The organism is Pontixanthobacter aestiaquae, from assembly GCF_009827455.1.
GTDB classification, from domain to species: Bacteria; Pseudomonadota; Alphaproteobacteria; order Sphingomonadales; family Sphingomonadaceae; genus Pontixanthobacter; species Pontixanthobacter aestiaquae.
On record NZ_WTYZ01000001.1, the window covers coordinates 1,950,347 to 1,976,743 of the forward strand.

Here is a 26,397-nt window from a genome sequence, read left to right on the forward strand (position 1 = left end):
CCGAACTGGAGTGAATGACAATGGCTTTGCGCGTTGCGGTTCAGATGGACCCGTTGGATTCAATCAATATTGCAGGCGATTCCAGCTTTGCGATTATGCTGGCTGCGCAGGCGCGTGGGGCAGAATTATGGCACTATGACGTGCAAACCCTGGCGTATGACACCGGCTTGAATGCGCTGACCGCTCACGCTGCACCTGTTACTGTGCAGCGCGTCGAGGGTGATCACTACACAATGGGGGATCGCCGCCGGATCAATCTGGCCGATGATATCGATGTAATTTTCATGCGGCAGGATCCGCCGTTTGATCTTGGCTATATCAGCGCCGCGCTGATGCTCGACCGGCTGAAGGGCACGACGCTGGTTACCAATGACCCGCGCGAAGTCATCAACGCGCCGGAGAAAATGTTTGTGCTGGATTACGCGCAATTTATGCCGCCAACGTTGATCGCACGCGAATTGGACGACGTGCGGGCATTTCAAGCCGAGCATGGTTCGGTGGTTGTGAAACCGCTCCACGGCAATGGCGGCAAAGCAATCTTCAAGGTCGATGCAGACGGCACGAATCTGTCCGCGCTGTTCGAAATGTTCAACCAGACTTGGCCCGAACCGCATATGATCCAACCTTTCCTTCCCGAAGTGTCGGAAGGCGACAAGCGGATCGTGCTGATCGATGGCGAGTTTGCCGGAGCCATCAACCGTAAACCGGGTGAGGGCGAATTCCGATCAAACCTCGCACAAGGCGGTTATGCCGAGGCGGCTGGTCTGACGGAGCGCGAAGAGGAAATCTGCGCCGCGATGGGACCAGAACTCAAGAAACGTGGACTGATATTTGTTGGAATCGACGTAATCGGCGGCAAATGGCTGACCGAGATCAATGTGACGTCGCCCACGGGTATCGTCGCTATCGACGCTTTCAATGGCACAGACACCGCTGGCAAGATTATGGACGCTGTCGAGCGTAGGCTGGCGAGCTAGTCCTTTTCGCGCGGATGCGCGTGGCGGTAGGTGTCCAGCAAAGTTGCAGCATCGACCTTTGTATAAATCTGCGTGCTGCCTAGACTCGCATGGCCGAGCAATTCCTGAAGGCTGCGTAAATCCGCGCCTGCTCCTAGCAAATGGGTGGCGAAGCTGTGCCGCAACGCATGCGGTGTAGCCGTAGCGGGCAGCCCGAGTGCAATGCGGGCCTTGGCCATCGCCTTCTGCACCATCCCTTGACTAAGTGGACCGCCCTTTGCGCCGCGAAAAAGCGCTTCTTCCGAAACTACCGGCCATGGACTTGCCGCAACATATTCACCGACTGCTTCGCCGATAATTGGGAGTATCGGTACAATCCGCTGCTTATTGCCTTTGCCGGTGACCGAGAGTGTGTCGCCAAGCGGGATGTCGCTGCCTTTCAACGACAGCGCCTCGGCAATCCGCAATCCCGCGCCGTAGAGAAGTAGCAACACAGCTCTGTCCCGCGCGCCGATCCAATTGTCGGTTGCGGTGGCCTCGACCAGATCGGCGATATTGGTGGCGTCATCCGGCGTGATGGGGCGGGGCAGGCCTTTCTTGATGCGCGGCCCGCGTATCCTTGGCGCGTTGGCATCGCTCAGGCCCAACTGCGCGCGCGCGAATTTGATAACAGCTTTGATCGCGGACAATTCGCGCGCGGTTGAGCTGTTGCCTAATCCATCAGCGCGGCGGTCGGCGAGGTGCAGCCGGATCGAGGCTGCATCAAGCTTTGCCAGCCCACCCCAGCTGTCCAGACCATTGCGTTCGATCAACAGATTGGCGGCGGCCAGATAGGCGAGAACGGTGTGCGGAGACCTGCGGCGATCCTGTTCCAGATAGTTTTTCCATTGCTCGAGCATATCAGCGCTAGACTCTTGGCCGCTCATGCCATCACCAATTCCGCATTGACCAATTCGCCCAGCAGCGCGTCGAGCACCGGCATTCCGCGCGGTGTCACGCCAAGGCGCTCGTTAGATTGCCAGACAAAACCAAGGTCATTCAGCATCCTCAATCGGTCTTCATCGACCAGATCTGTAAATGCTAGATCAAACCTCGTGGAGATATCCGGAAGCGATATACCTTCAGCTAAACGCAAGCCCATTAGCAGGGCTTCGGAAGCTTGCTCAGACCGGGTTAAAGCCCGCTCTTCGCGTAGGCCGCTACCGCTCTCGTTTACACTGACCAGCCAATTTTCCGGCTTTTTATGGCGCAGCGTCGCCTGATTGTTTCGCCGCCCATGCGCGCCAGGGCCAATTCCGCAGTAATCCTGGTAGCGCCAGTATGTCAGATTGTGGCGGCTTTCCTGACCTGGCTTGGCGTGGTTGCTGACCTCATATGCGGGCATTCCAGCATCTTCAGTAAGTTGCCGCGTCACTTCAAAAAGATCGGCCGCGGGATCATCGTCCAGCGGATCGAATACGCCGCGCCGTACGTCCGTCGCAAACCGGGTATTCGGCTCGATCGTCAATTGGTAAAGCGACAGATGGTCGGTGCCAAAGGATAGCGCGCGCTCTAGATCATAGGCCCATGCTTTTTCGGTTTGATCAGGAAGGGCATAGATCAAATCAAAGCTCACGCGGCCGAAATGGCGTTGCGCAACGTCCAGAGCGGCCAGTCCCTCTTCCACGCTGTGCAAGCGGCCAAGGAACTTCAGCGCGTCATCATGCAACGACTGAAGACCAAGTGACACGCGATTGACGCCCGCATTGGTCAAATCGGCAAAATTGGCAGCCTCGACCGAAGACGGGTTTGCTTCCAGCGTGATCTCTATGCCGGGCGCAAAACCCCATAATTTCTCTGCGTGATCGAGCAGCGATCCGACCAAAGCTGGCGGCATCAATGAAGGAGTACCGCCGCCAAAGAAGATCGACTCCAGAGCTTCGCCGCCCGCAAATTTGGCCTCATGCTCCATATCGCGCAGCATCGGGGCTTCCCAAGCAGTATGGTCCACCGTGTCGCGGACATGACTGTTGAAGTCGCAATAGGGGCATTTCTTCAGGCAGAAGGGCCAGTGGATGTAGAGTGCGCGTGCCACGGTGTGACCTTACCCGCGATTGGGTGCGTTAGCCAAACTGTTCGGCGACAAGCTTGGCGAAAGCGTCGGCGCGGTGGCTGATGGCGTGCTTTTCCGCCGGGTCGATTTCGGCAAACGTCTTATCGCGGCCTGAGGGCACGAATACGGGATCATAACCAAAGCCGAGAGTGCCGCGCGGCGGCCAGGTCAGTGCGCCATCAATCCTGCCTTCATAAACCGCGCTGTCACCATCTGGCCATGCGATGGCCAGCACGCAGGAGAACCACGCATCGCGCGGCGCCTCAGGGCCTTTTTCGGCAAGCATCCCTTCGACCTTGCCCATAGCCATATACCAGTCGCGGCCCGGCTTGCCCTCGAACCACTGCCGCTCGGCCCAATCTGCTGTGTACACGCCGGGGCGGCCATCAAGCGCCGCAACCGACATGCCGCTGTCATCGGCAAGCGAGACGATGCCGGACGCCTCCGCCGCAGAGCGCGCCTTGATCAGCGCGTTCTGGGCGAAGGTCGTCCCGGTCTCTTCCGGCTCGGGCAGACCCAGCGAGCCCGCTGACAAGCATTTCAAGCCATGCGGCTCCAGCAGAGCCGAAATCTCTTTCAACTTACCCGCATTATGCGTCGCTATCACCAGCGATCCGGAGCCGAGACGGCGTGTCATTGGCCAATACTCACTGGGTCGCCTTCATTTGTGCTTCAAAAATACCGTCACAGCCAATTTTTGCGAGGCGGAGGAGACGGAGAAGGCCTTCCTCGTCATATGTCGCGCCCTCGGCAGTCGCTTGCACTTCGGCGATCTGACCGCCTTCGATCAGAACGAAATTGGCATCGGCATCGGCATCGCTGTCTTCCGGATAATCCAGATCCAGGACGGGTGTGCCCTTGTAGATTCCGCAGCTGATCGCCGCGACTTGCTTTTCGATGGGATCATGCGTGATCAGACCGTCTTTCATCAGCGAGTTGACCGCCAGGCGCAGCGCAACCCACGCGCCCGAAATGGACGCCGTACGAGTACCGCCATCTGCCTGGATAACATCGCAATCGAGTGTGATCTGACGCTCACCGAGCTTCTTCATATCGACAACCGCGCGCAAGCTACGCCCGATCAGTCTCTGAATTTCCTGAGTGCGTCCGCTTTGCTTGCCGCGAGCTGCCTCACGGCTACCGCGGGTGTGGGTTGCGCGGGGAAGCATCGAATATTCGCCGGTGACCCAACCTTCGCCTTTGCCACGCAGCCATGGTGGAATCCGTTCTTCGACGCTGGCTGTGCACAGCACCCGCGTATCCCCGCAACTGATCAGGCAAGAACCCTCTGCATGCTTGGTAAAGCCGGTTTCAATAGTGATGGGGCGCATTTCGTCGGGCGCACGGCCGGATGGTCGCATGAAATTCTCCTTTGGTGTTGCGGCGGTGCATAGCTAAGTAGTGGTTCTAAACAAGCTGCAAGGCCAACAAATGAAACGTCTCTCCACTCTTGTAAGTGCTTTCGCGCTGGCATTTTGCTTTGGGCATATCCCAACTGCCTTTGCAGGCCAGGAAGGTACCTCTGACGATGAAGTGATGGAGGACCCCGAACTTAGCTTCGTCCGGGCAATGAACTCGCTCAAACTTCAGACCGAGGCTCACGATGCATTATGGGGTCTAGGCGAAGCGGCTTGGGCAGTTGATCTTGAGACAGGCTTCATTGAGTTCACAAATGATAAGGGCTGGACGATCACCGCGCCTGTTCAAGTGATTGGTACATACAATACGCTGGACGGCACGTGGTTGTGGGGTTGGGATCATCCATCAGTGTCAGAACCCGTTGCCCAGCATGCGACGCTTGTGAACGGTTTTGGCAAGAAACATGCGCTCGATCTGCTAACAACGCGGAAAGTTGAAATCAGTGAAGATCAAGCGTGGGAGTTTACGGCGTTGGCCTCGTACCTTGCAGAAGCACAAGGGGCGTATCGCGGCCCCATCGGGACAACTTTGGTCTATATGACTTTCGGTGAACTAAAGATCGTCAAAGAATGAACCCACCAATTTCCGATCTGACCGACCGTGCGCGGGAGATTTTTCGTCTCGTCGTCGAAGGCTATTTGCAAGATGGGCAACCAGTAGGATCGAAAGCATTGGCAGGCGAGGGCAGCGTCAACCTGTCTCCAGCATCCATCCGGTCAGTGCTCGCAGATTTGGAATCGGTGGGGTTGCTGGCTGCACCGCATACAAGCGCCGGGCGAATGCCGACCGAGACGGGTTTGCGATTATTCGTAGACGGAATGATGCAAGTCGCAGAGCCCACCAAAGAAGAGCGCGCAACGATCAAGCAGCGGCTCAATGATCCGGGACCCATTGAACATGCGTTGGAGGCCACCAGCACATTATTGTCCGATATCACGGGTGCAGCGGGCATGGTTATGGTTCCGCAGCGTGAAGTACGTTTGCGGCAGATCAGTCTTGTTTCGCTCGCTCCCAATCGTGCACTGGCGGTGCTGGTCGGTGAGGATGGTCATGTCGAGAACCGCGTCGTTGACCTCACAAACGCGGCTGATGCTTCGACGTTGGAGCAAGCATCTAATTACCTGACTGCGCGCATCACTGGAAAAACATTGCCCGAGGCCATTGCAGAAATCGCGAGAGAGATTGCCTCGGGCAAATCGGCATTGGACAAGGCCAGCAGCGACCTTGTGCAGCGCGGCCTGGCCGTTTGGAGCGAGGATACGACGCAACGGCCCGTGCTGATCGTGCGCGGACAGGCGAATTTGCTCGATGACAGCGCGTTGGAGGATTTGGAGCGGGTGCGGTCACTGCTCGATGATCTTGAGAACAAGCAATCGGTTGCCAGCCTGCTGGAGGACGCCAAGACGGCGGACTCAACGCGTATATTCATTGGCGCAGAGAACCGTCTGTTTGCTCTTTCAGGTTCATCTGTCGTTGCGTCTCCCTATCGTGACCGCGAAGGAAAAGTAGTGGGAGTTTTGGGGGTGATTGGCCCCACTCGGTTGAATTACGCGCGGGTCGTCCCCATGGTTGATTTCACAGCCCGCTCGCTCGGGAAATTGATCGGATAAGTGAACTACATGACGAATGAAAAGAAGCCGGATCCAAAGGGCTCCGAAGACCAGAATAAAGCAGTTGAAGAAGAACTGAAGGGCGTGCCCGAGGAGTTTCTCGATGACGGTGAAGCGGACGGGGCCGAAAACGAGGGCGGCGTAGAGGAAGCGCTCGAAGCACTTCGCGGCGATCTGGATGCGGCGAAGCAGGAAGTGCTCTACGCACGCGCCGAAACGCAAAACGTTCGCCGCCGGATGGAAAAAGACATAGCCGATGCGCGCGCTTATGCGGCAACCGGCTTTGCGCGCGATATTCTGTCAGTTTCGGACAACCTCTCGCGAGCAATTGACTCCGTTCCGCAGGAACTGCGCGATGATGACAAGTTCAAAGGACTCGTGGCGGGCATTGAAGCGACCCAGCGCGAGCTCGACAAAGTGTTTGGCCAGCACGGTATCACCCGCATTCCCGCCTTGGGCCTACCGCTCGACCCGAACCAGCATCAGGCAATGATGGAAGTGCCGAGCGACAAGGATGAGCCCGGAACAATCGTTCAGGAAATGCAGTCTGGCTTTATGATCAAAGACCGCCTGCTGCGCCCAGCAATGGTGGGTGTAGCGAAGAAGCCGGATTAATCCGCTCCCGGGAAGTTGACCAGCAAGCGATACGCCTCTGCGTCGCCGACACCCGCCACGCGCATCCCGTTGCGCAGCCAGAAGGCGTGTTTGACGATTTCCGCCTGCTGTTCGATGCCGTAGCGTTCAAGCGGCCAGCCCGGCTTCAAGCTATAGTGATAAGGCGTCCATGGCATACGGTTGAAGACCAGCCACCAGCTGCCTTGGGTCTGCGACTGCCATACGTGGACCATCTCGTGGATGAACAGACCTTGGCGGCTTAGGCTGGCCGTCGCAAAATCATCACAATAACCGTCCCCTGACGGATGAAAATGGATATGCCCGCGCGGTGCCATCACCACTTTGCTCGGTTGAAAAAATGCCCATTTCTTGCGACGAATTTTAACGGTCGAATAGTCGATTGCGGTGCCGAACACCGACCGCGCCAACTCCACCTCGCCCGGGGTCAGCGGTCGTTCCCCGCCCACCGGACAGAAATGGGTGGCCGCCGTGTCCGGGGCGGTTTTAGACGCTGTGCTCAGCGCGCGTCTCCGGGAGCGAGAATGTCGGCCATTTCTGTTTGTTTATCACCATTTGCAAAAACCAGTGTAACTTCGGTCTTGCCGCCAGCTGTCAGCTCGGGTGAAACATTCATCGCCATGATGTGCTTGCCGCGCGGTTCGAACACGACGGTCGCCCCCGGCGCCAATTCAATTGGATCGAGCGGAACCATTTCCATTGCATCGCCATTCTGCGCATAATCGTGCATCATGGTGTTTTGCGCCCCTTGAACAGCCACTGCTGCCAATGTTTGCGGTGCATCTCCATCATATGTCAGGTCAAAATACACGACTGCTGGATTACTCGGAACCGCAGGCAACACCAAGCGCAGGTTACTCACCGCAATTCCGGCAATGCCTTCGGGTGCTTCGACCACTTCGTCAGCGCTCTGATTGTTGCAGGCAGTCAGACCAAATGCACCGAGCACCAATGCGGCACTTGCCAAAATTCTTGAATTCACTTGTGTTTCTCCATCGGGGGCGTGGGGGAGGGGATATGGCATAATTCTAGCGCCCCCAATCCCTTGTGCCAATTAAAACCGCACCTATATCCGCTTCACAATCGAGCTGCCGAGTTGTTTCGCCAATAGCGGGGGACACACAGAGCAGCGTCCAACATGAAGAGTAAATGGGGAAACCATGGCTAAAGTAATCGGTATCGACCTCGGCACCACCAATTCGTGTGTCGCTGTAATGGACGGCGGCAAACCGAAAGTTATCGAAAATTCCGAAGGCGCGCGCACTACGCCGTCTATCGTTGCATTCACGAAGGATGAGGAACGCCTCATTGGTCAGCCGGCCAAGCGCCAGGCGGTGACCAATCCGGACAACACCTTGTTCGCGATCAAGCGCCTTATCGGCCGCCGCTTCGACGATCCGATGACGAAGAAAGATATGGATCTCGTTCCATACCAAATCGTCAAAGGGAAGAACGGCGATGCGTGGGTAAAGGCCGGCGAAGAGGATTACAGTCCGTCGCAGGTTTCCGCTTTCATTCTGCAAAAGATGAAAGAGACCGCCGAGAGCTATCTTGGCGAAACCGTAACCCAAGCGGTTATTACCGTCCCAGCTTACTTCAACGATGCCCAGCGTCAGGCGACCAAAGACGCCGGCCAGATTGCGGGTCTCGAAGTTCTGCGGATTATCAACGAACCAACAGCAGCGGCGCTCGCTTACGGTATGGACAAGGACGATGGTAAGACCATCGCGGTTTATGACCTTGGCGGCGGTACCTTCGACGTTTCGGTTCTCGAGATCGGTGATGGCGTTTTTGAAGTTAAGTCGACCAACGGTGACACGTTCCTCGGCGGTGAAGATTTCGACAATGCGATTGTCGAGCACCTCGCCGCATCCTTCAAGAAGAAGGAGAACATGGACCTCAAGACAGACAAGCTTGCTCTGCAGCGCCTGAAAGAAGCCGCTGAGAAAGCCAAGATTGAACTGTCAAGCTCGGCCACCACCGAGGTCAACCTGCCGTTCATTACCGCCCGCATGGAAGGTGGCGCGTCCACGCCATTGCACTTGGTTGAAACCATCAGCCGCTCCGATCTGGAGAAGCTGGTTGGCGATCTGATCAAGCGTACGCTTGAGCCTTGCAAGAAAGCCCTTGCTGATGCTGGCGTCGACAAAGGCGGCATTGACGAGGTGATCCTCGTCGGCGGTATGACCCGTATGCCCAAGGTGCGCGAAGTCGTGGAAGAATTCTTCGGCAAGAAACCGCACACCGGTGTGAACCCTGATGAAGTGGTTGCCATGGGCGCTGCCATTCAGGCGGGCGTTCTGCAGGGCGATGTTAAAGACGTTCTGCTGCTTGATGTGACACCATTGTCACTCGGCATCGAAACACTCGGCGGCGTGTTCACTCGCATGATCGACCGCAATACTACGATCCCGACCAAGAAATCGCAGACTTACTCGACTGCTGAAGACAATCAGCAGGCCGTGACAATCCGCGTTGGTCAGGGCGAGCGTGAAATGGCGGCGGATAATAAACTGCTCGGTCAGTTTGACCTCGTCGGTATTCCGGCTGCCCCACGCGGCGTTCCGCAGATCGAAGTTACCTTCGACATCGACGCCAACGGGATCGTGAACGTCTCTGCGAAAGATAAAGGCACCGGCAAAGAACAGCAAATTCGCATTCAGGCATCTGGTGGTCTATCGGACAACGATATCGAGCAGATGGTGCAAGACGCGGAGAAATTTGCGGACGAAGACAAGAAACGCCGCGAGCAAGCGGAGTCGCGCAACCAGGCCGACAGCTTGGTCCACGCGACCGAGAAGCAGCTTGAAGAGCATGGTGACAAGATCAGCGCCGATCTGAAATCGGACGTTGAAGCCGCTCTGGCTGAGACCAAGACTGCTCTCGAAGGCGATGATCTCGATGCCATCAACGAGAAATCGCAGGCTCTGACTGAAGTCGCGATGAAGATGGGTCAGGAAATCTACCAGCAGGAACAGGCAAATGCCGCTCCTGAGGGTGATGCTGGCGATGCCGCTTCTTCAGACGATGAAGACGTCGTTGATGCGGAATTCTCCGAAGTCGGCGACGATGCCGAAGGCGAAGACGAAAAGAAGAGCTGATTATCAGCTTGATGAATCTCTACCGTCATTCCCGCGAAAGCGGGAACCCAGAATGACCGGCAACACAAACCACTCTGGGTCCCCGCTTTCGCGGGGATGACGACGAGAAGAAGAGTATTTCTTAATGTCTTCGACCGACTTTTATGAATTGCTAGGCGTTAGCCGCGATGCGGACGAAAAGGCGATCAAATCGGCTTACCGTAAACTCGCGATGCAATACCACCCTGATCGCAATCCGGGTGATGCGGAGGCCGAAGCCAAGTTCAAAGCTGTCGGCGGCGCTTACGAAGCGCTGAAAGACCCGCAAAAGCGTGCAGCCTATGATCGGTTCGGCCATGAAGCCTTCGAACAAGGCATGGGCGGAGGCGGTGCCAGTGGTTTTGGAGGTCGCGGCCCGCAAGGTGATTTCGGCGATATCGGTGACATTTTCGAAACTATTTTCGGCGGCGGCTTCGGCGGTGGCGGCGGGCGACAGCAAGCGCGTCGTGGCGCCGATCTCCGTTACGATATGGAAATTGGTCTGGAAGACGCCTTTAGCGGCAAAGAGACCCAGATCGAAATAGAAGTCTCACAAAGCTGTGATACCTGTGATGGCTCCGGCGCAGAGCCGGGCACAGGTACGCGCGGTTGCAACCTTTGCAACGGCTACGGCAAAGTCCGGGCAAAGCAAGGTTTCTTCGTGGTCGAACGGCCATGCCCTACCTGCCACGGCCGCGGCGAAGTTATCGAAGACCCCTGCCGCGAATGCCGCGGAGAGGGGCGGGTCGATAAAGCACAGGCGCTTGATGTCGAAATCCCCCCGGGCGTCGATACCGGAACCCGTATCCGCCTGTCAGGAAAAGGCGAGGCAGGACCACGCGGCGCCCCTCCCGGTGATCTCTATATTTTCATCCATATCAAAGAGCATTCGGTGTTCGAGCGTGAGGGCACAACGCTGCTCACCCGCGTACCTATCAGCTTTACGACCGCTGCGTTGGGCGGCTGTGTAAACATCCCTGACCTCGATGGCTCGACCAACAATATCGACATTCCTGCTGGTATCCAGTCAGGTAAGCAATTACGGGTGCGTGGTGGCGGTATGCCTGTGCTCCAAGGGCGCGGGCGCGGCGATATGGTGGTCGAGATTGCGGTAGAGACACCGACCAAGCTCACCAAGGATCAGAAAGAAATCCTCGAGCAATTCCGCGAGACTGAAACGGGCGAAGAATGTCCTGAAAGCCGCGGCTTCTTTGACAAGTTGAAAGATGCTTTCGGGGCTTAGCTATCGCATTGAGCGCATCAGCTAGAACCGTATTTGACCAGACAATCGACAGTCATGAGATTGTTGTCATCGCAATTTAGTTCCGGTTTGGTGAATGTCCTCGCCCGGCGCTCATATTCATTCGCCAGCAAATTGCTTTGTTTGTTCGCAGTCCCCTCGCGGAACATCTGCGCCAGTGCCCGCGCACCATCTGCATGCTTCCGTTCCATAGCCATTCGGAAATAGAACTCTGCCTTGGCGTAGTTTTTTGGAATGCCTTTTCCGAGCAGGTTGAGGAGGCCCAGATCATACGACGCGTCCGCGTTTCCAGCGTCCGAGCTAAGCTCAAGATACTTGATCGCCCGCGGCACATCTTGCGGGAACAGTTTACCCGTTACCATCTCATGGCCCAGGATCTGCGCTGTCTTGGCAGACCCCTTGTCGCCAGCATTTGCGGCGATATCCAGATACCGAACAGCTTCGGTAGGGTTTTTGGCAATGCCTGAACGTTTGGGGTTTGCGTAATAAAACCCCAGCAAACTCGGAGCCCAGCTATCTTTGGGAGTTGCAGCTACAATCTGTTTGAGCTTAGTCTCAGCTTCGACACCGTTTTCCAAAAGCACAAAGCGATTTTGTGGCGGGTAATAGTGGGACGCCGGCATAACGACGCCCGAGAGGTAGATGTTAATCAGCGTCGCCGAGACCAGATTGTTCTCGGGCGTGTAGGCTGCCTCCAAAGCAGCGACGAGTTTTTTCGCCATTTCTTCCTTCTCGGAAAGGTATAACCCACCAGCTTTGTTTATCTCGTCAATGTCCAGTAACTTCCCTTTAGGTACCGGCAATTTCAGACCACCGGTAGAGCCCTTGCTGCAAATCGAGCACAATACAGGATCCTTAACGATCTTGTTTGCCTGCACGATCGAAGCCTTGTCCCCGCGCTCTACGCCTTGGACATAATATCCGAACGCATCCCTGACCGTCGCATTGGGTATCGCACGATCGAGGAAGATCATATCGCCCATCCGGCTAAAGGCTTCCGGATAGTTCTTCGCCATCGCTCCAGCGAGGAGTTTCATCCGCATTTCTATTGCTGGCATCCGGTCGAAGAGATTGCCGCTCAAATACACTTTTGCAGCGCGCTCCATCTTGAGCATCGCATAAGGGTCACCAGCTTTGGCCTTGGCCATATATGTCTGATGTTCGGGATCGTTGCGGAACTGCTCCAGAAGTTTGGCGTCGCCTTCCGCGGAATAGCTAGCTTCATATCGCTGCTGGCTGGAAACCGGTGCGGCAGATAGCATCAGTAGAGCAACGAGTGCTGCTGAAGTCAGCGTTTTCGACGCGCGCATAATCAAATCCTTGTTCAAACTATGACCCAACTCTGGCACACAGTATCTCGGTCGCTTTGTAAAAATCCGTCACGGGTTGAGAAACTCAGCTTTATTGTGCGAGCTTCTCCAAAACCTCTCTTCGAATAGTGACGAGAAGGCTGGAATCAGCGGTCAAGCGATCCTCTTCCTCATCCAAGATAGCTAGGAATGCCTGTCTTTTGAACCTGCCACAAGCGGCTTCGGGCAGTGGGTTCTCCAAAGTCGAACACACCAGATCGATCATTCGTTCAGCGCCATGCAAGCGCCCCCAGAGGTAATCATTTTCACGATACGTACGGCTGAAGAATGCCCCGAAATTGTAGAACTCGGTACCCCGCAAAGTCGCTTTTGTGCCGCCCTCGCGGATCGATTTGGCGTCATCCGGTGAAATACGATCAACCTTGATTGGATCGAATTCGGTCAGGCCCTCGGTCCGCATCAGCGGCAAGGTCGCGACGTCATAAAATGGGAAGCCGAGATAGGTCAGCAACATCCTTCGGCGCAGGTCCTTTGGCATATTCTGCATCGCGGCTGACAGTATGATTTCGGCTTGCTCGTCCACTTCCGGAAGCAAACGCTTGCCAGCCAGATAATCGAGAACCGCGCCTGGCTGCTGCAACACATTGGCCGCCAATTCCGCGAACTCAGTATCTGCGTGACCGCGCTTTTCCTGATCGAAATAGAGTGCAAGAATTTCGTAGATCGACTTGCGGGCCGCTTCCAGCGCATCGTCGGGAATGTCAGGATCGGCTTCCCAATCGCGCGCTAGCCGCCGGGCCAGCAACCTCAAGCGGCGAATTCTGAAACCGAGATCATGCGCCCTGAAAAACGCGATAGCTTCCTGGCTTGCACCGCCATCGGGATCGGAGAGTGAACTGAGGCCCCGCTTCTCAAGCTCAGCAAAGAAACTGGCCGCAATTGGTGTCGCATCGGGAAGGCCAGAGGCGGGTGCTGCTTCAAATGTGAGCCGCGCGAGCTTGTCGACGATACCGGTGAATTTGGCCTGCGCGTAAGAGCTGAACGCAAATCCGGAATATTCTGCCGCAGCCTGCTGCGCCTTGTTTCGCCATGCAACGAGGCGCTTGGGCGTTGGTTTGTTAAGGAATAGCGTTCGGCCAAACAATCTCTCGACGGCGCGCTCAACTTCCGGGCGAAGGCCTGTGACCATTCGCCGAAGCGCCTCTGCATCGCGGGATTGCTGATCCAGCTGCTCCAGATTGTCCCGGATTGGCTGCTCGCGTGGGATTGTAGACAGAGAGCCGAATATGGCGGCGAAGAACCCGACAGGCTTTTGCTCCTGCTCCGTTTCGGTGCCAAACCTGTCGGGGCGGGGATCGATATAGACAAAGCGCCGATCGACTTCGCGTTGGGCAGGGCGACCTTTCAAAGCATCCATCGCTCCGCCGAACGGGGCATTGACCAGTACCGAACCGTCAATGAGCGCAACATTGTCCACATCACCTTCGCGGCTGTGAACGGGCATAATGCGCTGAACGAAGCGTTCGCGACTGGACCAGTCGATAGATGCCCGCTCGCATAACCGGTCCACTTCACCGATTTGCAGCGGTGGGAAGGCTCCGGGAAAACTCGCGGTTGCGCGCGCTGCAAATGTTAGCTCAGCCAGATTGGCCAGACTTGCCCCTGCTTCCGCTGGTGTCGATGCAGAGAAGCTGATCGGCATCCGGTGCTCGCTTTCCTCAACAATCTTGGGGCTGTTAAGGCGAAGGAGCTCCAAATGTCCGTGGAAATCTGTCGCCGTCACAAACACATCGACCGGGTGGCCCGGCGGCAAAAGCGGCTGCTCAAGCGGCGCATTCTCCATTGCGGCGAGCGCATCATACAGCAACTTGGAGAAGCCCGAGCCGGAGAAGGGCGGTTCGAACCAGCGTCCGCGCACGAAATGAGACACTTTGCGGCGCACTTCATCGCGCGTTTCCGGCGCCACGCTCTCTGTCACGACATTGCCAGGGCGGCGCAATATCCAAGAAGCAATAGGCTGCGCCCAAAACTTCGCAAAGCGCCACATTGGCCGGGCATCCGGATCGACCAATTGATCGACATCCGCCATATCGAGCCACAGATCGGTCAGAGGTTCCAGCGATTGACCGGAATGGATTGCCTGAGCCAAGAAAACCGCGTTGATGCCGCCAGCACTCGCGCCGGTTAGGATATCCGGTAGAACACGGAGCCGAAGGCCTTTTTCCTGTTCAATATGCTGAAGCAGGTCGCGATAGACGCCTTGTACGCCTTCGGATCGCGTTTCGCCCGAATGGAATGCCCGGCTGGCCTTGGCCAGTTTCCACAGCTCTTTCGTGACGCCATGCATGTAGACGGCGAGGCTTACCCCGCCATAACAGATCAGCGCAATCCGGAGTTCCTTCTGCCTCATAAGATTAGCGTGGCAAATGCGCCCGATACCAGCAAGCGCAAACGCGATTGTTTGAGGGATATCTCAGACTTGCCAGCGGAAATGGCCGTCCAGTGGATGCGCGAAGACCACGGCTTCTTCGCGGGCCCCGCGGCCGATATTGTGTACTGCCAGCAATGTGCCATCGCTCTGTCGGGCTGATACGATGCCGATATGCGGCAAGCGTCCGCCGACTTTGCTGGTGAAGAGATCGCCGACCTGCCAGTCACCCGGACCAGTACTGAGGGGCAGGGCCGCCTCTTGCCGTTTCAAGAATGCCTGTAGATTGGGCACGCGCCGGTGATCGATATTGCGATCGGCCGAACGCAGTCCCCAATTGTCTGGATAGGCCGAGAAATTTGCCATCATGTCCTCGTGAACCAACTTTTGAAGATCGAGACCGAACGCATCGCGATAGGCACGAATGACAACGTCCGTGCAGACACCCCGCGAGCGGGGAACATCACCGCCCGGGTACGCTAAGCCGGTGTAGGAAGGATCATAGGCCGTGGTTACGCCTATCTGCTCACGCGCTGCGGCGACCAATTTCGCGGCATGATCCGTTGCAGCTTTTTCTCCGTTTTGCACGACAGCTGGGTTTGCTCTGGAGCACGATGCCAAAAACAAAGTGCTCAGTGCGAGCCCGGTGACAAATTCGCGCCGCCCAATGGTTTGCCTTCCTATCATTGGGCAAATATCCCCGACGGCAATGAACCGATAGTGAATTGCGCGCTTGAGTTCCTTGTTTGTTCCACTTATGGGATGGCATGGCCAAACCAAAGAAACGTTATATCTGTGCGGCTTGCGGCTCAGTTTCGCACCGCTGGCAGGGGCAATGTCCCGATTGCGCGGAATGGAACACGCTTAGTGAAGATGTTCCTGCGACAGTGTTTTCGCAAAAACATGATCTGTCGAGCGGGGGCAGGGCGGTTGAGTTTGTCGAACTTAACGCGCCCGGCGAGGAGCTGGTGCGCCAACCTACCGGCCTTGACGAGTTTGACCGTGCCTTAGGCGGCGGCTTGGTACCAGGCTCGGCGATCCTGATGGGCGGTGATCCCGGTATCGGAAAGTCGACATTGCTTTTGCAAGCCGCAGCCAAAATCGCAAAAGATGGCCGCTCGACCGTCTATGTCAGCGGGGAGGAAGCGGCCGGGCAAGTCCGGATGCGTGCTTCCCGGCTTGGTTTGGCGGATGCGCCGATAAAATTGGCAGCAGCTACGTCTGTGCGGGACATTCTCACCACGCTTGGCTCTATGGAACCACCCAAGCTGTTGGTCATCGATTCGATCCAGACAATGCACTCCGACACGATCGAAGGGGCGCCTGGTACGGTGAGCCAGGTTCGCGGCTGTGCGTTTGAACTGATCCGCTATGCCAAGGAAAACGGGACATCGCTCGTGCTGGTGGGACACGTGACCAAAGATGGCAGTATAGCTGGCCCGCGTGTGCTCGAGCATATGGTCGATGTGGTGATGAGCTTTGAAGGCGAACGCAGCCATCAATACCGTATCCTTCGCGCACTCAAAAACCGTTTCGGCGCGGTAGACGAGATTGGCGTTTTCGCGATGGCCGGAAAGGGGCTGGAAGAAGTTTCCAACCCTTCAATGCTGTTCCTGTCTGGCCGTGATATGCCTCTGGCCGGAAGCGCGGTATTTCCAGCCCTAGAGGGCACACGGCCAGTATTGATAGAAGTTCAGGCTTTGATTGTGCGCTTACAAAGTGGCGCCACACCGCGCCGCGCAGTGGTCGGCTGGGACAATGGCCGTTTGGCGATGCTGCTCGCGGTCCTCGAGTCGCGTTGTGGGCTCAATTTCAGTTCTGCCGAGGTTTATCTCAATGTAGCTGGCGGCTATCGGCTGTCAGACCCAGCGGCCGACCTTGCCGTTGCGGCGGCGCTAGTTTCTGCATTGGCGGATAAGCCATTACCTACGCAAAGCGTATGGTTTGGCGAGGTTTCACTAGCGGGAGAGATTCGTCCCGTGGCTCATGCCGGATTGCGGTTGCGCGAAGCCGCAAAATTGGGGTTCACCTCGGGCGCAGGCCCTCAAGATGTGGAAAATTCATCTGGTCTTAACTATCGGCCAGTCAAACAGCTTGCCAACCTCGTTGACCAAGTGGTCGCATCTGAATAACCCTACAGGCCGATATGACCGGTTTTGACTTCATTGTACTGATTATCGTCGGTGTGGCGGCAGTTGGCGGTTTTTTGCGCGGGTTGGTGCAGGAAATGTTGTCACTCGCCGCGTGGTTGCTGGCGATTTTTGCCATCCATTATTTGCATACGCCGCTCTATCAGGCACTGGGCGAGTATCTGGAATATAATACCGCGGTGGCTATTCTCGCCTTCGCATTGCTGCTGCTCATTCCTTATGCCGGCATGAAGCTGATTGCGGGCCGGGCAGGTGAGGCTTCGCGCGCGTCGTTGCTTGGACCGATTGATCGGGTGCTTGGCTTTGGGTTTGGAGCGATAAAGGGCGCGCTGATTGTAGTTGTGGCGTTTTCGGTGCTGGTCCTCGGATATGACGCAGCGTGGGGCGTGGCAGGCAGACCGGCATGGATAACAACTGCGCGGACCTATCCGGTGGTCAATGCTGGCGCTGATGGGCTGGTTCAAATGATTCAGGAGCGGCGGTCCACCTTGAGGGCTGAAGAAGCGGAAGAACCCAATTGAGCGCGGGGCAAGGTGCTGGCCAGAGTGTCGGGCGGCTCTACACCTCGGAAATTCTCGGTCTGGCAGTCGAGCTAGCCAACTACCCAATCAACAAGGCCCAAACGCTGCACGCCGAAGTCCGTTCAAGATCATGCGGCAGCACTTTGGCAATTTCTATCGACGCAAGTCAGAATAAGTCGATCAGATCCATCGGACTACAGGTCTCCGCTTGCGCTATTGGTCAGGCATCAGCCGCGATCTTTGCCGAATCTGGGAAAGGCAAAACGAAGGCTGATCTGATGCAGGCTCTGAATGCGTTGGAGGCTTGGCTGGCGAATGATGCAGATGTGCCCGACTGGCCCAAACTCGTGCTGCTGGTTGATGCCAAAGCCTATCCTGCCCGGCACGAGGCGATCCTGCTGCCGTGGAGAGCGGCAATAGCGGCGCTTTCCAAGGCGGAAACACATGGCTAGAAGCCGCTCTTAAAGATTCTTGGGGAGGGTCCGACCGCTATGAGCGAAGCCGCAGCACCAACTATTCATGAGCCGAGTGAGAAAGAAATCAGACTCGTTATCGGCGCTTCGTCCGCAGGGACGATTTTTGAATGGTATGATTTCTTTATCTACGGGACGCTCTTCTACATTATTGGCCCCGTGTTTTTCCCCAGCGGGAACGAAACGCTCGAAATATTGCTTGTTTGGGCGACCTTTGCGATTGGTTTCGGCTTTCGCCCAGTAGGCGCGATCCTGTTCGGATATCTTGGTGACAAGCTGGGGCGGAAATACACGTTCCTCGTCACAGTAACCCTGATGGGAATCGCGACCGCGGGTGTCGGCTTAATACCGAGCTACGCTACCATTGGCGTTGCCGCGCCGATCATCGTGATTTTGCTGCGTATTCTTCAAGGCCTTGCACTCGGCGGAGAATATGGCGGCGCTGCAATCTATGTCGCGGAGCACGCCAAATCGGACAAGCGCGGTTTCTATACCAGCTTCATTCAGGCCAGCGTTGCCGGCGGGTTCGTACTCAGCATAGCGGTTGTCATTCTATGCCGGCTTCTGATCCCCGAAGATGACTTCATTGCATGGGGCTGGCGCGTCCCGTTCCTGTTATCGATTATCCTATTGGGTATCTCGCTGTGGATGCGGCTGAAACTTAATGAGAGCCCCGTGTTTAAAGCCATGAAGGAATCGGGCCAGACGGCGGGCAACCCGTTTGTCGAGAGCTTCACTTATCCCGGGAACAAGAAGAGAATTTTCATCGTTTTATTCGGCGTAACCGGCGTGTTGACAACAATCTGGTACACCGCGTTTTTCTCGGGGCTATCGTTTCTGCGCGGACCGATGCGGGTCGATGACGGCCTAGTCGAAATGATCTTGCTGATCGCAGGCCTCGTCTCGATGGGGTTCTATATCGTTGTCGGCAAATGGTCCGATACTGTGGGGCGCAAAAAACCAATAATCATCGGGGCGCTGCTCACTCTGGCGGCACTGTTCCCGATCTTCTGGGCGATGGGCAGCCTTGCCAATCCGGGTCTGGCGCAAGCGGCAAAGGACAATCCGGTCGTCGTCGCAGGTAGAGAATGTGTTACAGATCCGTTCGCCGAACTGTTCGACCGGACGCAAACACCATGCGGCACGGTTCTTGAAACGCTTACCGCCAATGGCGTGGCCTATTCGGTGAATGACGCCGAGGAATTGGGCTTGACCGTTGGCGGGCAAGCCGTGGCGATCGAGGATAGCTGGCTCGAAGACGGCGATGCACGGCGCGATGGCATTCTGGCGGCTTTGACCAAACAAGGCTTCGATTTCTCGAAGCAGACCCCGCCGATCGGCAGTGTGCTTGGCATCATCGGTTTGCTGCTCATACTCGGGGCGCTATCTGCTCTCACATATGGCTCCGTGGCAGCCTTGCTGTCGGAAATGTTCCCGCCAAAAATCCGCTACAGTTCGATGTCGATCCCGTATCATATCGGCGCAGGATATCTCGGAGGCTTCTTGCCACTGATCGCAGGCTTCATCGTAGCGCGTAGCGGTGATGTCTATGCTGGTTTGTGGTACACTTGGGTCGTGGTGGCAATTGGCGTCGCAGTCGCATGGTGGGGCCTGCCAGACGGACCGCCGCGCGATTTTGAAGAGAATGCCTGACGCGCCACCGCCAACGCTGCGGCTCCGCATTGATACCAGTGCACTCGCCAGCAACTGGCGGACGCTGGATGGCATGAGCGGAACCGCGAAGGCCGGAGCGGCAGTAAAAGCGAATTGTTACGGGCTTGGCGTTGAAGCATGCGTTCCCGCTTTGCGTGATGCGGGTGCTGAGCTATTTTTTGTCGCCCACTGGAGCGAGGTTGCCGCTGTTGCCCGGCATGTTCCGCCAGAACAGATTGCAGTTTTGCATGGTCCGATCACGGGCGACCATGCGGCATATGCGCGATCGGTAGGCGTTCTGCCGGTTATCAATTCGGTAATGCAGGCGCGCATTTGGAGCGACACTGGAGGCGGCCCCTGCCATCTGATGATTGATACCGGCATTAACCGGTTGGGCATAAATCCACATGATCTGGCGGAAGAAGCGGTTCAGGTATTGGACGTTCAAATACTGATGTCGCATCTTGCTTGCGCCGATGAAGCCAGCCCTATGAACGAGAAGCAGAGGGCCGCATTCACCTCTTGCCATTCGGCGATCAAGCATTCGCAGCTTAGCCTTGCCAACAGCGCTGGTGTGGCTCTTGGATCCGACTATCATTTCGATGTCTCCAGACCAGGCCTATCGCTTTACGGCGGGATACCACGTGCCGAGCTGGCCGAATTGATCCAGCAAGTTGCCTATCCGGAAACCGCAATCATGCAGGTCCGCAATCTCGTCGCTGGCGATTGCGTGGGCTATAACGCAACTTTCACAGCCGACTGCGATATGCGCGTGGGGGTGGTCTCACTTGGATACGCCGATGGCTATCTGCGGAGCTGGGCAGGCAACGGGTTCCTTACTCACGCCGGCCGCTTGCTCCCGCTTCTCGGCAAAGTCTCCATGGACATGATTGTCATCGACCTCACCAATGCGCCTGAGCTGCTCGAAGGCGATTGGCTAGAAGTGCCTTATAGTCTGCCCGAGGCATCCCAATCTAGCGGTCTGTCGCAATATGAGCTGCTGACAATTTTGGGGCCGCGCTTTCACTAATAAAAGTGTCACAATGAGGGGTAAGTGCACCGCATATGTTGCGCTGCACATGTTGCGAGTGCTAACGCAACATCAACTGCAACATAAAGGGCTCTTCCATGGCCAAGCGCAATGCGCAGACCGGCGATAAGGTCACTATCAAGAAATACGCCAATCGGCGGCTCTACAATACCTCCTCATCAAGCTACATCACGCTTGATGATCTCGCCGCCATGACTCGCGAAGGGACCGAGTTCGAGGTGGTCGACGCCAAGTCGGGAGACGACATAACGCATTCTATTCTGACCCAGATTATCATGGATGAAGAGGCCAATGGTAAACAGATGCTGCCGGTTGGTTTCCTGCGCGATCTGATCTCCATGTATGGCAATTCAATGCAGTCGATGATGCCGCAATATCTGGAAGCATCCATGGCGAACTTCCGTGCCAATCAGGCGAAGATTCAAGAGGCTTTCAAGCAGGGCCTCGGCAATAACCCGCTCGCCAAGATACACGAGACCAACATGGCCATGATGCGCGCCGTTGGTGAAGCGATTTTGCCAGGCGCCAAAGACAGCGAACAATCTGCAGCGCCAAGCCAGAATGACGAGATCGAAGCTCTGCGCAAACAAATGGCAGAGATGCAAAAGAAGCTCGACGAGATCGATAAGTAGCGCTGCTACTTCGCCAGCGTCACATCAGACAAAACAGGAATTATTGTGTCTAACATCCGCCACGCCTTAACGGTGAAACGCGCTGACGATTTTGCAGCGTGGTATCAAGAAGTCATCTCCGCCGCTGATATGGCCGAGGAATCGGGCGTTCGCGGCTGTATGGTGATCAAGCCATGGGGCTACGGTATTTGGGAGCGTGTGCAGTACCTGCTCGATCAGCGGATCAAGGATACTGGCCACGATAATTGTTATTTCCCGATTTTCATCCCGCTTTCGAATTTTGAACGCGAAGCGGAGCATGTCGACGGTTTTGCCAAGGAGATGGCGGTCGTCACGCATCACCGCCTCATCACCAATGGCAAAGGCAGATTGGTGCCCGATCCCGAGGCAAAGTTGGAAGAGCCTCTGGTGGTCCGTCCGACATCGGAAACCATCATCGGCGACGCGATGGCGCGCTGGGTTCAAAGCTGGCGGGATTTGCCTTTGAAGCTAAACCAATGGGCCAATGTCGTGCGTTGGGAAATGCGCACCCGCATGTTCCTGCGGACCAGTGAATTCCTTTGGCAAGAAGGACACACGGCACATGATGGCGAATTGGAAGCCAAAGAGCATACGCTGCGGATGCTTGAAGTGTATCGTGCCTGCGCAGAGGAGGATTTGGCGATGCCGGTGATTGCCGGTGAAAAACCCGAAAATGAGCGTTTCCCGGGTGCAGTTGAGACCTGGTCGATCGAGGCCATGATGCAGGATGGCAAAGCACTGCAGGCTGGCACGTCGCACTATCTCGGCACCAACTTCTCCGAAGCGGCTGGCATCAAGTTCCAGAACCAGGATGGCGATCAGGAATTGTGCCACACGACAAGTTGGGGGGTTTCCACCCGCATGATCGGCGGCGTGATTATGACGCATGGCGATGATGATGGTTTGCGCGTTCCACCCACCATTGCCCCATGGCAGGTTGTTATCCTGCCCATGCTGCGCGGCAAGGACGAAGCGGCGGATGCTGCCATTGTAGATTATTGCGACAGCTTGAAAGACTCGCTCAAAGGCACGGTCGCGTGTGGTGAGAAAGTTCGCGTGATGGTCGATAAAAGCCACGGCAAAGCAGCTGCCAAGCGTTGGGATTGGGTCCGCAAAGGCGCGCCGGTTGTTGTCGAAGTTGGCAGCCGCGATATGGATAATGGCGTGGTCAGCTTGCTACGCCGCGATGCTTTGTGGGCCGAAAGCGGCAAGCCCGATTTCCACGCGCCTTCGAAACATGATGCCGCCGAGCAAATTCCGGCCATGCTGGAAGAAATTCAGACCAATCTGTTTGCAGAAGCTCAAGAGCGTCGCGATGCAAATATCACGCGCGATATCACGACAATGGATCAGCTTGCGGACTTCTATAATGACAATACGCAATATCCGGGCTGGGTAGAGGTGCAATGGTCCAAACCAACCGGTGCAGCGCTGGAGCAGGTGGTTGAACAGCTCAAGGGACTCAAATTGACCATCCGCAATGTACCGATGGACGCTGCACCAATCGACCAGCCATGTATTTTCACTGGCGACACCGCGGTTGAGCGGATCTACGTCGCGCGCGCATACTAAGTATCTGGAGAACCTGTCATGATTGCTGCCATCGGATACAATTTGAAACGCCTGTTTGATTTCAAGGGCCGCGATGGTCGAGGGGTATTCTGGCGGTATTTTTTGTTTGTGGTACTGTTGAACATAGTCATCATGCTTGCGGCCACGATCCCCGGACTGGTCGGGGTCTTCACTGAAGCCAGCGCAGTCGCCAATCCCAACGACACCGCGGCAGTAGAAGCCGCCGCGCTTGACGCGATGATGGAGCAGGGATTGCCGGCAACACTCGTTCGCACGGGCCTTTGGCTCGGTCTTTTGAACATTGCACTGATGGCTGCTGCCTTGGTTCGGCGCGCGCATGATAGCGGGCTCCCGGGCTTGGTTTTGGCCATTCCGCTTGGACTGCAATTGGTGTGGATGTACTTCTCATACCGACAATTGGATGGCCTCAGCGAAACGTTTCGCGATGCCGTCGCAACGACTCAGGCTGGCGGTAACCCGGAAGTGCAAGCGGGAATGATTGCCCAAGACCTTATCGGCTGGATGGTCGTGCTGATCATTGTGGCTATCGGGATGATCAAATCGCAGCAAACGCCGAACCAATATGCCGATGGACCGACCAAGGTTTAGCGACAACATCAGGTAACGCGCCTATTAGAGTGACACCGGCCGATACCCCGTCCATAGGCCGCCTATGTCTAAACGTCCCATAAAACAGCCGCCTCCAGGCTTGCCAACGCGCGAGCAGGTTCTCGAATTTATCCAGACCTCGGACCAGATTGTGGGCAAACGTGAAATCGGGAAAGCCTTCGGTCTCAAAGGTCAGGAAAAGATCGCGCTCAAGAAGCTGCTGAGAGATATGGCCGAAGAAGGCCTGATCGACGGCAAACGCACAGCCTATCACCGGATGGGTGGGGTTCCGAAAGTCACCGTTCTCAAAGTCATGGATATCGAGGATGGGGAAGCTTTCGCTATTCCCGATGCATGGGAGCCGGATAATGGCGCACCTCCGCCGCGTATCCGCATTATCGAGAAGAAAGGCGGCAAAGTCCGTCATGCTGCGCTGAAAATCGGCGATCGCATCCTTGCCCGCAACGAAGAAGTTGGCGGCGGTTGGCAGGCACACATCATGAAGAAGCTGCCCGCGCGGACCGAGGGTCTGATGGGTGTTGTCGAGCTGGATGGCTCTGGCAAAGGCTGGCTCGCGCCGGTCGACAAACGGGTGCGTGATTCGTCGCCGATTGCTGATCTTGGGGATGCCGAAGAAGGGCAGTTGGTGCTGGCTGAACCTGCCGGTCGTAGTCCGCGCGCAGGGGTCAAAGTCGTCGAAGTGCTGGGTGACCCGCTTGCTCCAAAGAGCTTTAGTCTTATCGCCATTTCTAAACACGGCATCCCAGATGTCTTCCCGGAATCGACTTTGGCCGAGGCTGAGATCGCCGCGAAGCTGCCACTGGGTGAAGAGAAGCGCGAAGATCTGCGGCATCTACCGATTGTTGCCATCGACCCCTCCGACGCGCGCGACCATGATGATGCTATCTGGGCAGAGCCTGATGGCGAGGGCGGTTTTAAAGCTGTCATCGCGATTGCCGATGTCAGCTTTTACGTCCGCCCCGGTGGAGCACTGGATCGCGAAGCGCGCAAACGAGGAAACTCGGTGTACTTCCCAGATCGTGTCGTGCCCATGCTGCCGGAGATTCTCAGCGCCGATGTCTGTTCGTTGCGCCAAGGTGAAGGCCGTGCGGCAATGGCGTGCCACGTCACTATCTCATCAACCGGCAAGATTACTTCGACCCGTTTCACCCGCGCAATTGTCAAAATCGACGAAGTGATTGCTTATGAAGAAGCGCAGCGCCGGATCGACGAGAAGGACGCGTCGGAAAACCTGCAAAATCTTTGGGCATGCTGGAAGGTTCTTGATACAGCCCGCAAAGCCCGTGATCCGCTGGAACTTGATCTGCCCGAGCGCCGCGTGATGCTCGACGATCAAGGCAAAATTGCTGAGATCGCGGTCCGCGAACGGCTTGATGCGCACCGCGTTGTCGAAGAATTTATGATCACCGCCAACGTCGCTGCTGCCAAAGCGCTGGAGAAGAAGACCGCGCCTGTTGTGTATCGCGTCCACGAAACTCCAGGGCGGGAGAAACTGGTCGCGCTAAAGGACTATCTCGAAACTTTCGGCAAAAAGTTGGCGCTTGGCCAAGTGATCACGCCAAGCCTGTTCAACCGGATGCTGAAGGATGTCACCGACGAGTCTGAGAAGGCTCAGGTGATGGAGGCAGTCCTCCGCACCCAAACCCAAGCCTATTACGGTCCGGCCAATATGGGCCATTTCGGCCTGTCGCTAGCGTCTTATGCGCACTTTACGTCGCCAATCCGCCGCTATGCCGATCTTCTGGTGCACCGCGCGTTGGTTGATGCCTATCAGCTGGAACAACCCAAGCCCAAAGCGGACCTCCCGCCGCATTCCGGTCTTTCGGACAAGGACCGCGAAGATCTTAGCCAGATTTCCGATGCGATAAGCAAAACCGAACGCCGCGCCATGGAAGCGGAACGCGACACGATCGACCGCTATGTAGCGGCGTGGTTATCCGGCCGGGTGGGCGAAACTTTCAGAACACGCATAACCGGTGTGCAATCCTTCGGTTTCTTCGCGACCATTGAGGGACTGGGCGGTGATGGTCTTGTACCGGTCTCGACGCTCGGCTCGGACTATTTCCGCTACGACGAAACCGCACAGTCGCTTGTCGGTGAGCGCAGCGGTGTCAGCTACTCATCCGGCGATCGTTTGGAGCTGCAATTGGGCGAGGCAAACGCGCTTACTGGCGCGCTAAAATTCGTACCGCTCGATTCTGATGGCAATCCGATTGAGCCGCGCGGGAATCGCCCCGCATTTCGCCACAAGGGCAGGCCTCAGAACAAGGGCAATAGCGGAAGCAAATATATGAAGGGCAAGCGCGGCAGACCAGGCAATATCCGCCATCAAGGCAAGAAAAAGCGCTAAGCCGTGAGGCGGTCGATCTCTTCGTTAGAGAAACTGCCGGGAACGATATAGAGCGGGCAGGGTAGCGATCCCGAATGCGCGGAAAAATGCGATATGAGCGGGCCGGGCTGTCCCTCGGCTGCGGCGCCTAATACCAAAGCTGCAACCTCTGGATGTTCGCCAAGATAGTCCTTGATCACGGCCTGACCTTCGCCGGTCTTGACCGAAATCGTGGGCATTTTCCCGCTTTCGGAAAACAGATTGCCTGCCGCGCTGCTAGCCAGCACTTCGGCCCGGTCACGCGCCTCTTCCTCGATAGTCGCTTGTACCGCACCAAATGCGCTAAAGTTCTGCTTTGCGACAAGCGCAAGAATATGCACATTGCCGCCTGTGGTCAGTGCACGGCGTGATGCAAAGCGCAGCGCTTTGCGCGCTTCGTCGGTCTCGTCCATGATTACCAGATAGGTCCGCACGCGAATTCCCTTACGACAACCTAGACGGTCGGCCATTTGCGCTTTGCTGTATCTAGTGAAAACG

General features: G+C 56.4%; 25 protein-coding genes. 15 read left to right on the forward strand and 10 right to left on the reverse strand.

Going from position 1 to position 26,397, the window contains the following annotated elements; translation table 11 throughout:
- The first annotated feature begins 20 nt into the window (after positions 1 to 20).
- A complete protein-coding gene (gene gshB / locus GRI35_RS09335; RefSeq protein WP_160614837.1) occupies positions 21 to 977 on the forward strand; it encodes a glutathione synthase in 957 nt (318 codons plus the stop codon).
- On the opposite strand, the gene GRI35_RS09340 is transcribed toward gshB, so the two are convergent.
- The 4 genes from GRI35_RS09340 to rph are packed head-to-tail and all read right to left on the reverse strand — an operon-like array spanning position 974 to position 4,409.
- Positions 974 to 1,882: a tyrosine recombinase XerC gene (locus tag GRI35_RS09340; RefSeq protein ID WP_160613910.1), complete on the reverse strand. Its 909-nt coding sequence runs from the start codon at positions 1,880 to 1,882 to the stop codon at positions 974 to 976. The genes gshB and GRI35_RS09340 overlap by 4 nt on opposite strands.
- The gene (hemW, locus tag GRI35_RS09345) at positions 1,879 to 3,030 is read right to left on the reverse strand and encodes a radical SAM family heme chaperone HemW (protein WP_160613911.1); all 1,152 of its coding nucleotides are present in this window, start codon (positions 3,028 to 3,030) and stop codon (positions 1,879 to 1,881) included. Before hemW ends, GRI35_RS09340 begins: the two co-directional genes overlap by 4 nt.
- Positions 3,031 to 3,058: 28 nt before the next feature.
- Positions 3,059 to 3,685, reverse strand: coding sequence for an RdgB/HAM1 family non-canonical purine NTP pyrophosphatase (gene rdgB, locus GRI35_RS09350; protein WP_160613912.1), 627 nt, complete (start codon positions 3,683 to 3,685; stop codon positions 3,059 to 3,061).
- 10 nt (positions 3,686 to 3,695) lie between these two features.
- A complete protein-coding gene (gene rph, locus GRI35_RS09355) occupies positions 3,696 to 4,409 on the reverse strand; it encodes a ribonuclease PH (RefSeq protein ID WP_160613913.1) in 714 nt (237 codons plus the stop codon).
- 70 nt (positions 4,410 to 4,479) lie between these two features.
- Between rph and GRI35_RS09360 the strand changes: the two genes are divergently transcribed.
- Genes GRI35_RS09360 through GRI35_RS09370 form a run of 3 tightly spaced genes read left to right on the forward strand, consistent with a single transcriptional unit; the run spans position 4,480 to position 6,692 of the window.
- Positions 4,480 to 5,040, forward strand: coding sequence for a DUF6882 domain-containing protein (locus GRI35_RS09360; protein WP_202390536.1), 561 nt, complete (start codon positions 4,480 to 4,482; stop codon positions 5,038 to 5,040).
- Positions 5,037 to 6,077: a heat-inducible transcriptional repressor HrcA gene (gene hrcA / locus GRI35_RS09365; RefSeq protein ID WP_160613914.1), complete on the forward strand. Its 1,041-nt coding sequence runs from the start codon at positions 5,037 to 5,039 to the stop codon at positions 6,075 to 6,077. The genes GRI35_RS09360 and hrcA overlap by 4 nt, the downstream gene beginning before the upstream one ends.
- Before the next feature lie 9 nt (positions 6,078 to 6,086).
- A complete protein-coding gene (locus GRI35_RS09370; RefSeq protein WP_160613915.1) occupies positions 6,087 to 6,692 on the forward strand; it encodes a nucleotide exchange factor GrpE in 606 nt (201 codons plus the stop codon).
- Here GRI35_RS09370 and GRI35_RS09375 read toward each other — a convergent pair.
- Entirely contained in the window at positions 6,689 to 7,108 is a 420-nt protein-coding gene (locus GRI35_RS09375) for a vgr related protein (protein WP_290258542.1), read from the reverse strand. The two genes, GRI35_RS09370 and GRI35_RS09375, sit on opposite strands and share 4 nt — an antisense overlap.
- Before the next feature lie 101 nt (positions 7,109 to 7,209).
- Positions 7,210 to 7,692, reverse strand: coding sequence for a copper chaperone PCu(A)C (locus tag GRI35_RS09380; protein WP_160613917.1), 483 nt, complete (start codon positions 7,690 to 7,692; stop codon positions 7,210 to 7,212).
- A 178-nt stretch (positions 7,693 to 7,870) separates the two neighbouring features.
- Here GRI35_RS09380 and dnaK point away from each other — a divergent pair, with 178 nt between their 5' ends.
- Entirely contained in the window at positions 7,871 to 9,811 is a 1,941-nt protein-coding gene (dnaK, locus tag GRI35_RS09385; RefSeq protein WP_160613918.1) for a molecular chaperone DnaK, read from the forward strand.
- Positions 9,812 to 9,935: 124 nt separating this feature from the next.
- Positions 9,936 to 11,072, forward strand: a complete 1,137-nt coding sequence (gene dnaJ, locus GRI35_RS09390) for a molecular chaperone DnaJ (RefSeq protein WP_160613919.1) — start codon at positions 9,936 to 9,938, stop codon at positions 11,070 to 11,072.
- A 17-nt stretch (positions 11,073 to 11,089) separates the two neighbouring features.
- Here dnaJ and GRI35_RS09395 read toward each other — a convergent pair whose 3' ends face one another.
- From GRI35_RS09395 to GRI35_RS09405, 3 genes are all read right to left on the reverse strand, one after another.
- The gene (locus GRI35_RS09395; protein WP_160613920.1) at positions 11,090 to 12,400 is read right to left on the reverse strand and encodes a tetratricopeptide repeat protein; all 1,311 of its coding nucleotides are present in this window, start codon (positions 12,398 to 12,400) and stop codon (positions 11,090 to 11,092) included.
- 91 nt (positions 12,401 to 12,491) lie between these two features.
- Positions 12,492 to 14,810 carry a patatin-like protein gene (locus tag GRI35_RS09400; RefSeq protein WP_160613921.1) on the reverse strand — a complete coding sequence of 773 codons (2,319 nt, stop codon included), beginning with the start codon at positions 14,808 to 14,810 and terminating at the stop codon, positions 12,492 to 12,494.
- A gap of 63 nt (positions 14,811 to 14,873) precedes the next feature.
- Positions 14,874 to 15,416 (reverse strand): DUF1287 domain-containing protein, encoded by a 543-nt coding sequence (locus tag GRI35_RS09405; protein ID WP_202390537.1) that lies wholly within the window; start codon positions 15,414 to 15,416, stop codon positions 14,874 to 14,876.
- 179 nt (positions 15,417 to 15,595) lie between these two features.
- Between GRI35_RS09405 and radA the strand changes: the two genes are divergently transcribed.
- From radA to rnr, 9 genes are all read left to right on the forward strand, one after another.
- Complete coding sequence (radA, locus tag GRI35_RS09410) at positions 15,596 to 16,960, forward strand: DNA repair protein RadA (RefSeq protein WP_160613923.1); 1,365 nt, start codon at positions 15,596 to 15,598, stop codon at positions 16,958 to 16,960.
- Positions 16,961 to 16,974: 14 nt separating this feature from the next.
- The gene (locus GRI35_RS09415) at positions 16,975 to 17,499 is read left to right on the forward strand and encodes a CvpA family protein (protein WP_160613924.1); all 525 of its coding nucleotides are present in this window, start codon (positions 16,975 to 16,977) and stop codon (positions 17,497 to 17,499) included.
- Positions 17,496 to 17,951, forward strand: coding sequence for an iron-sulfur cluster assembly scaffold protein (locus GRI35_RS09420; RefSeq protein ID WP_160613925.1), 456 nt, complete (start codon positions 17,496 to 17,498; stop codon positions 17,949 to 17,951). The genes GRI35_RS09415 and GRI35_RS09420 overlap by 4 nt, the downstream gene beginning before the upstream one ends.
- A gap of 39 nt (positions 17,952 to 17,990) precedes the next feature.
- Entirely contained in the window at positions 17,991 to 19,625 is a 1,635-nt protein-coding gene (locus tag GRI35_RS09425; RefSeq protein ID WP_160613926.1) for an MFS transporter, read from the forward strand.
- A complete protein-coding gene (alr, locus tag GRI35_RS09430) occupies positions 19,618 to 20,655 on the forward strand; it encodes an alanine racemase (protein WP_160613927.1) in 1,038 nt (345 codons plus the stop codon). Before GRI35_RS09425 ends, alr begins: the two co-directional genes overlap by 8 nt.
- 98 nt (positions 20,656 to 20,753) lie before the next feature.
- Positions 20,754 to 21,308: a polyhydroxyalkanoate synthesis repressor PhaR gene (gene phaR, locus GRI35_RS09435; RefSeq protein ID WP_160613928.1), complete on the forward strand. Its 555-nt coding sequence runs from the start codon at positions 20,754 to 20,756 to the stop codon at positions 21,306 to 21,308.
- Between the two features lie 45 nt (positions 21,309 to 21,353).
- The gene (proS, locus tag GRI35_RS09440) at positions 21,354 to 22,901 is read left to right on the forward strand and encodes a proline--tRNA ligase (protein WP_160613929.1); all 1,548 of its coding nucleotides are present in this window, start codon (positions 21,354 to 21,356) and stop codon (positions 22,899 to 22,901) included.
- Between the two features lie 18 nt (positions 22,902 to 22,919).
- Positions 22,920 to 23,510, forward strand: coding sequence for a DUF805 domain-containing protein (locus GRI35_RS09445; protein ID WP_160613930.1), 591 nt, complete (start codon positions 22,920 to 22,922; stop codon positions 23,508 to 23,510).
- Positions 23,511 to 23,574: 64 nt separating this feature from the next.
- Positions 23,575 to 25,881, forward strand: a complete 2,307-nt coding sequence (gene rnr, locus GRI35_RS09450; protein ID WP_160613931.1) for a ribonuclease R — start codon at positions 23,575 to 23,577, stop codon at positions 25,879 to 25,881.
- On the opposite strand, the gene GRI35_RS09455 is transcribed toward rnr, so the two are convergent.
- Positions 25,878 to 26,333, reverse strand: coding sequence for a universal stress protein (locus GRI35_RS09455; RefSeq protein WP_290259003.1), 456 nt, complete (start codon positions 26,331 to 26,333; stop codon positions 25,878 to 25,880). The two genes, rnr and GRI35_RS09455, sit on opposite strands and share 4 nt — an antisense overlap.
- Positions 26,334 to 26,397: the final 64 nt, after the last annotated feature.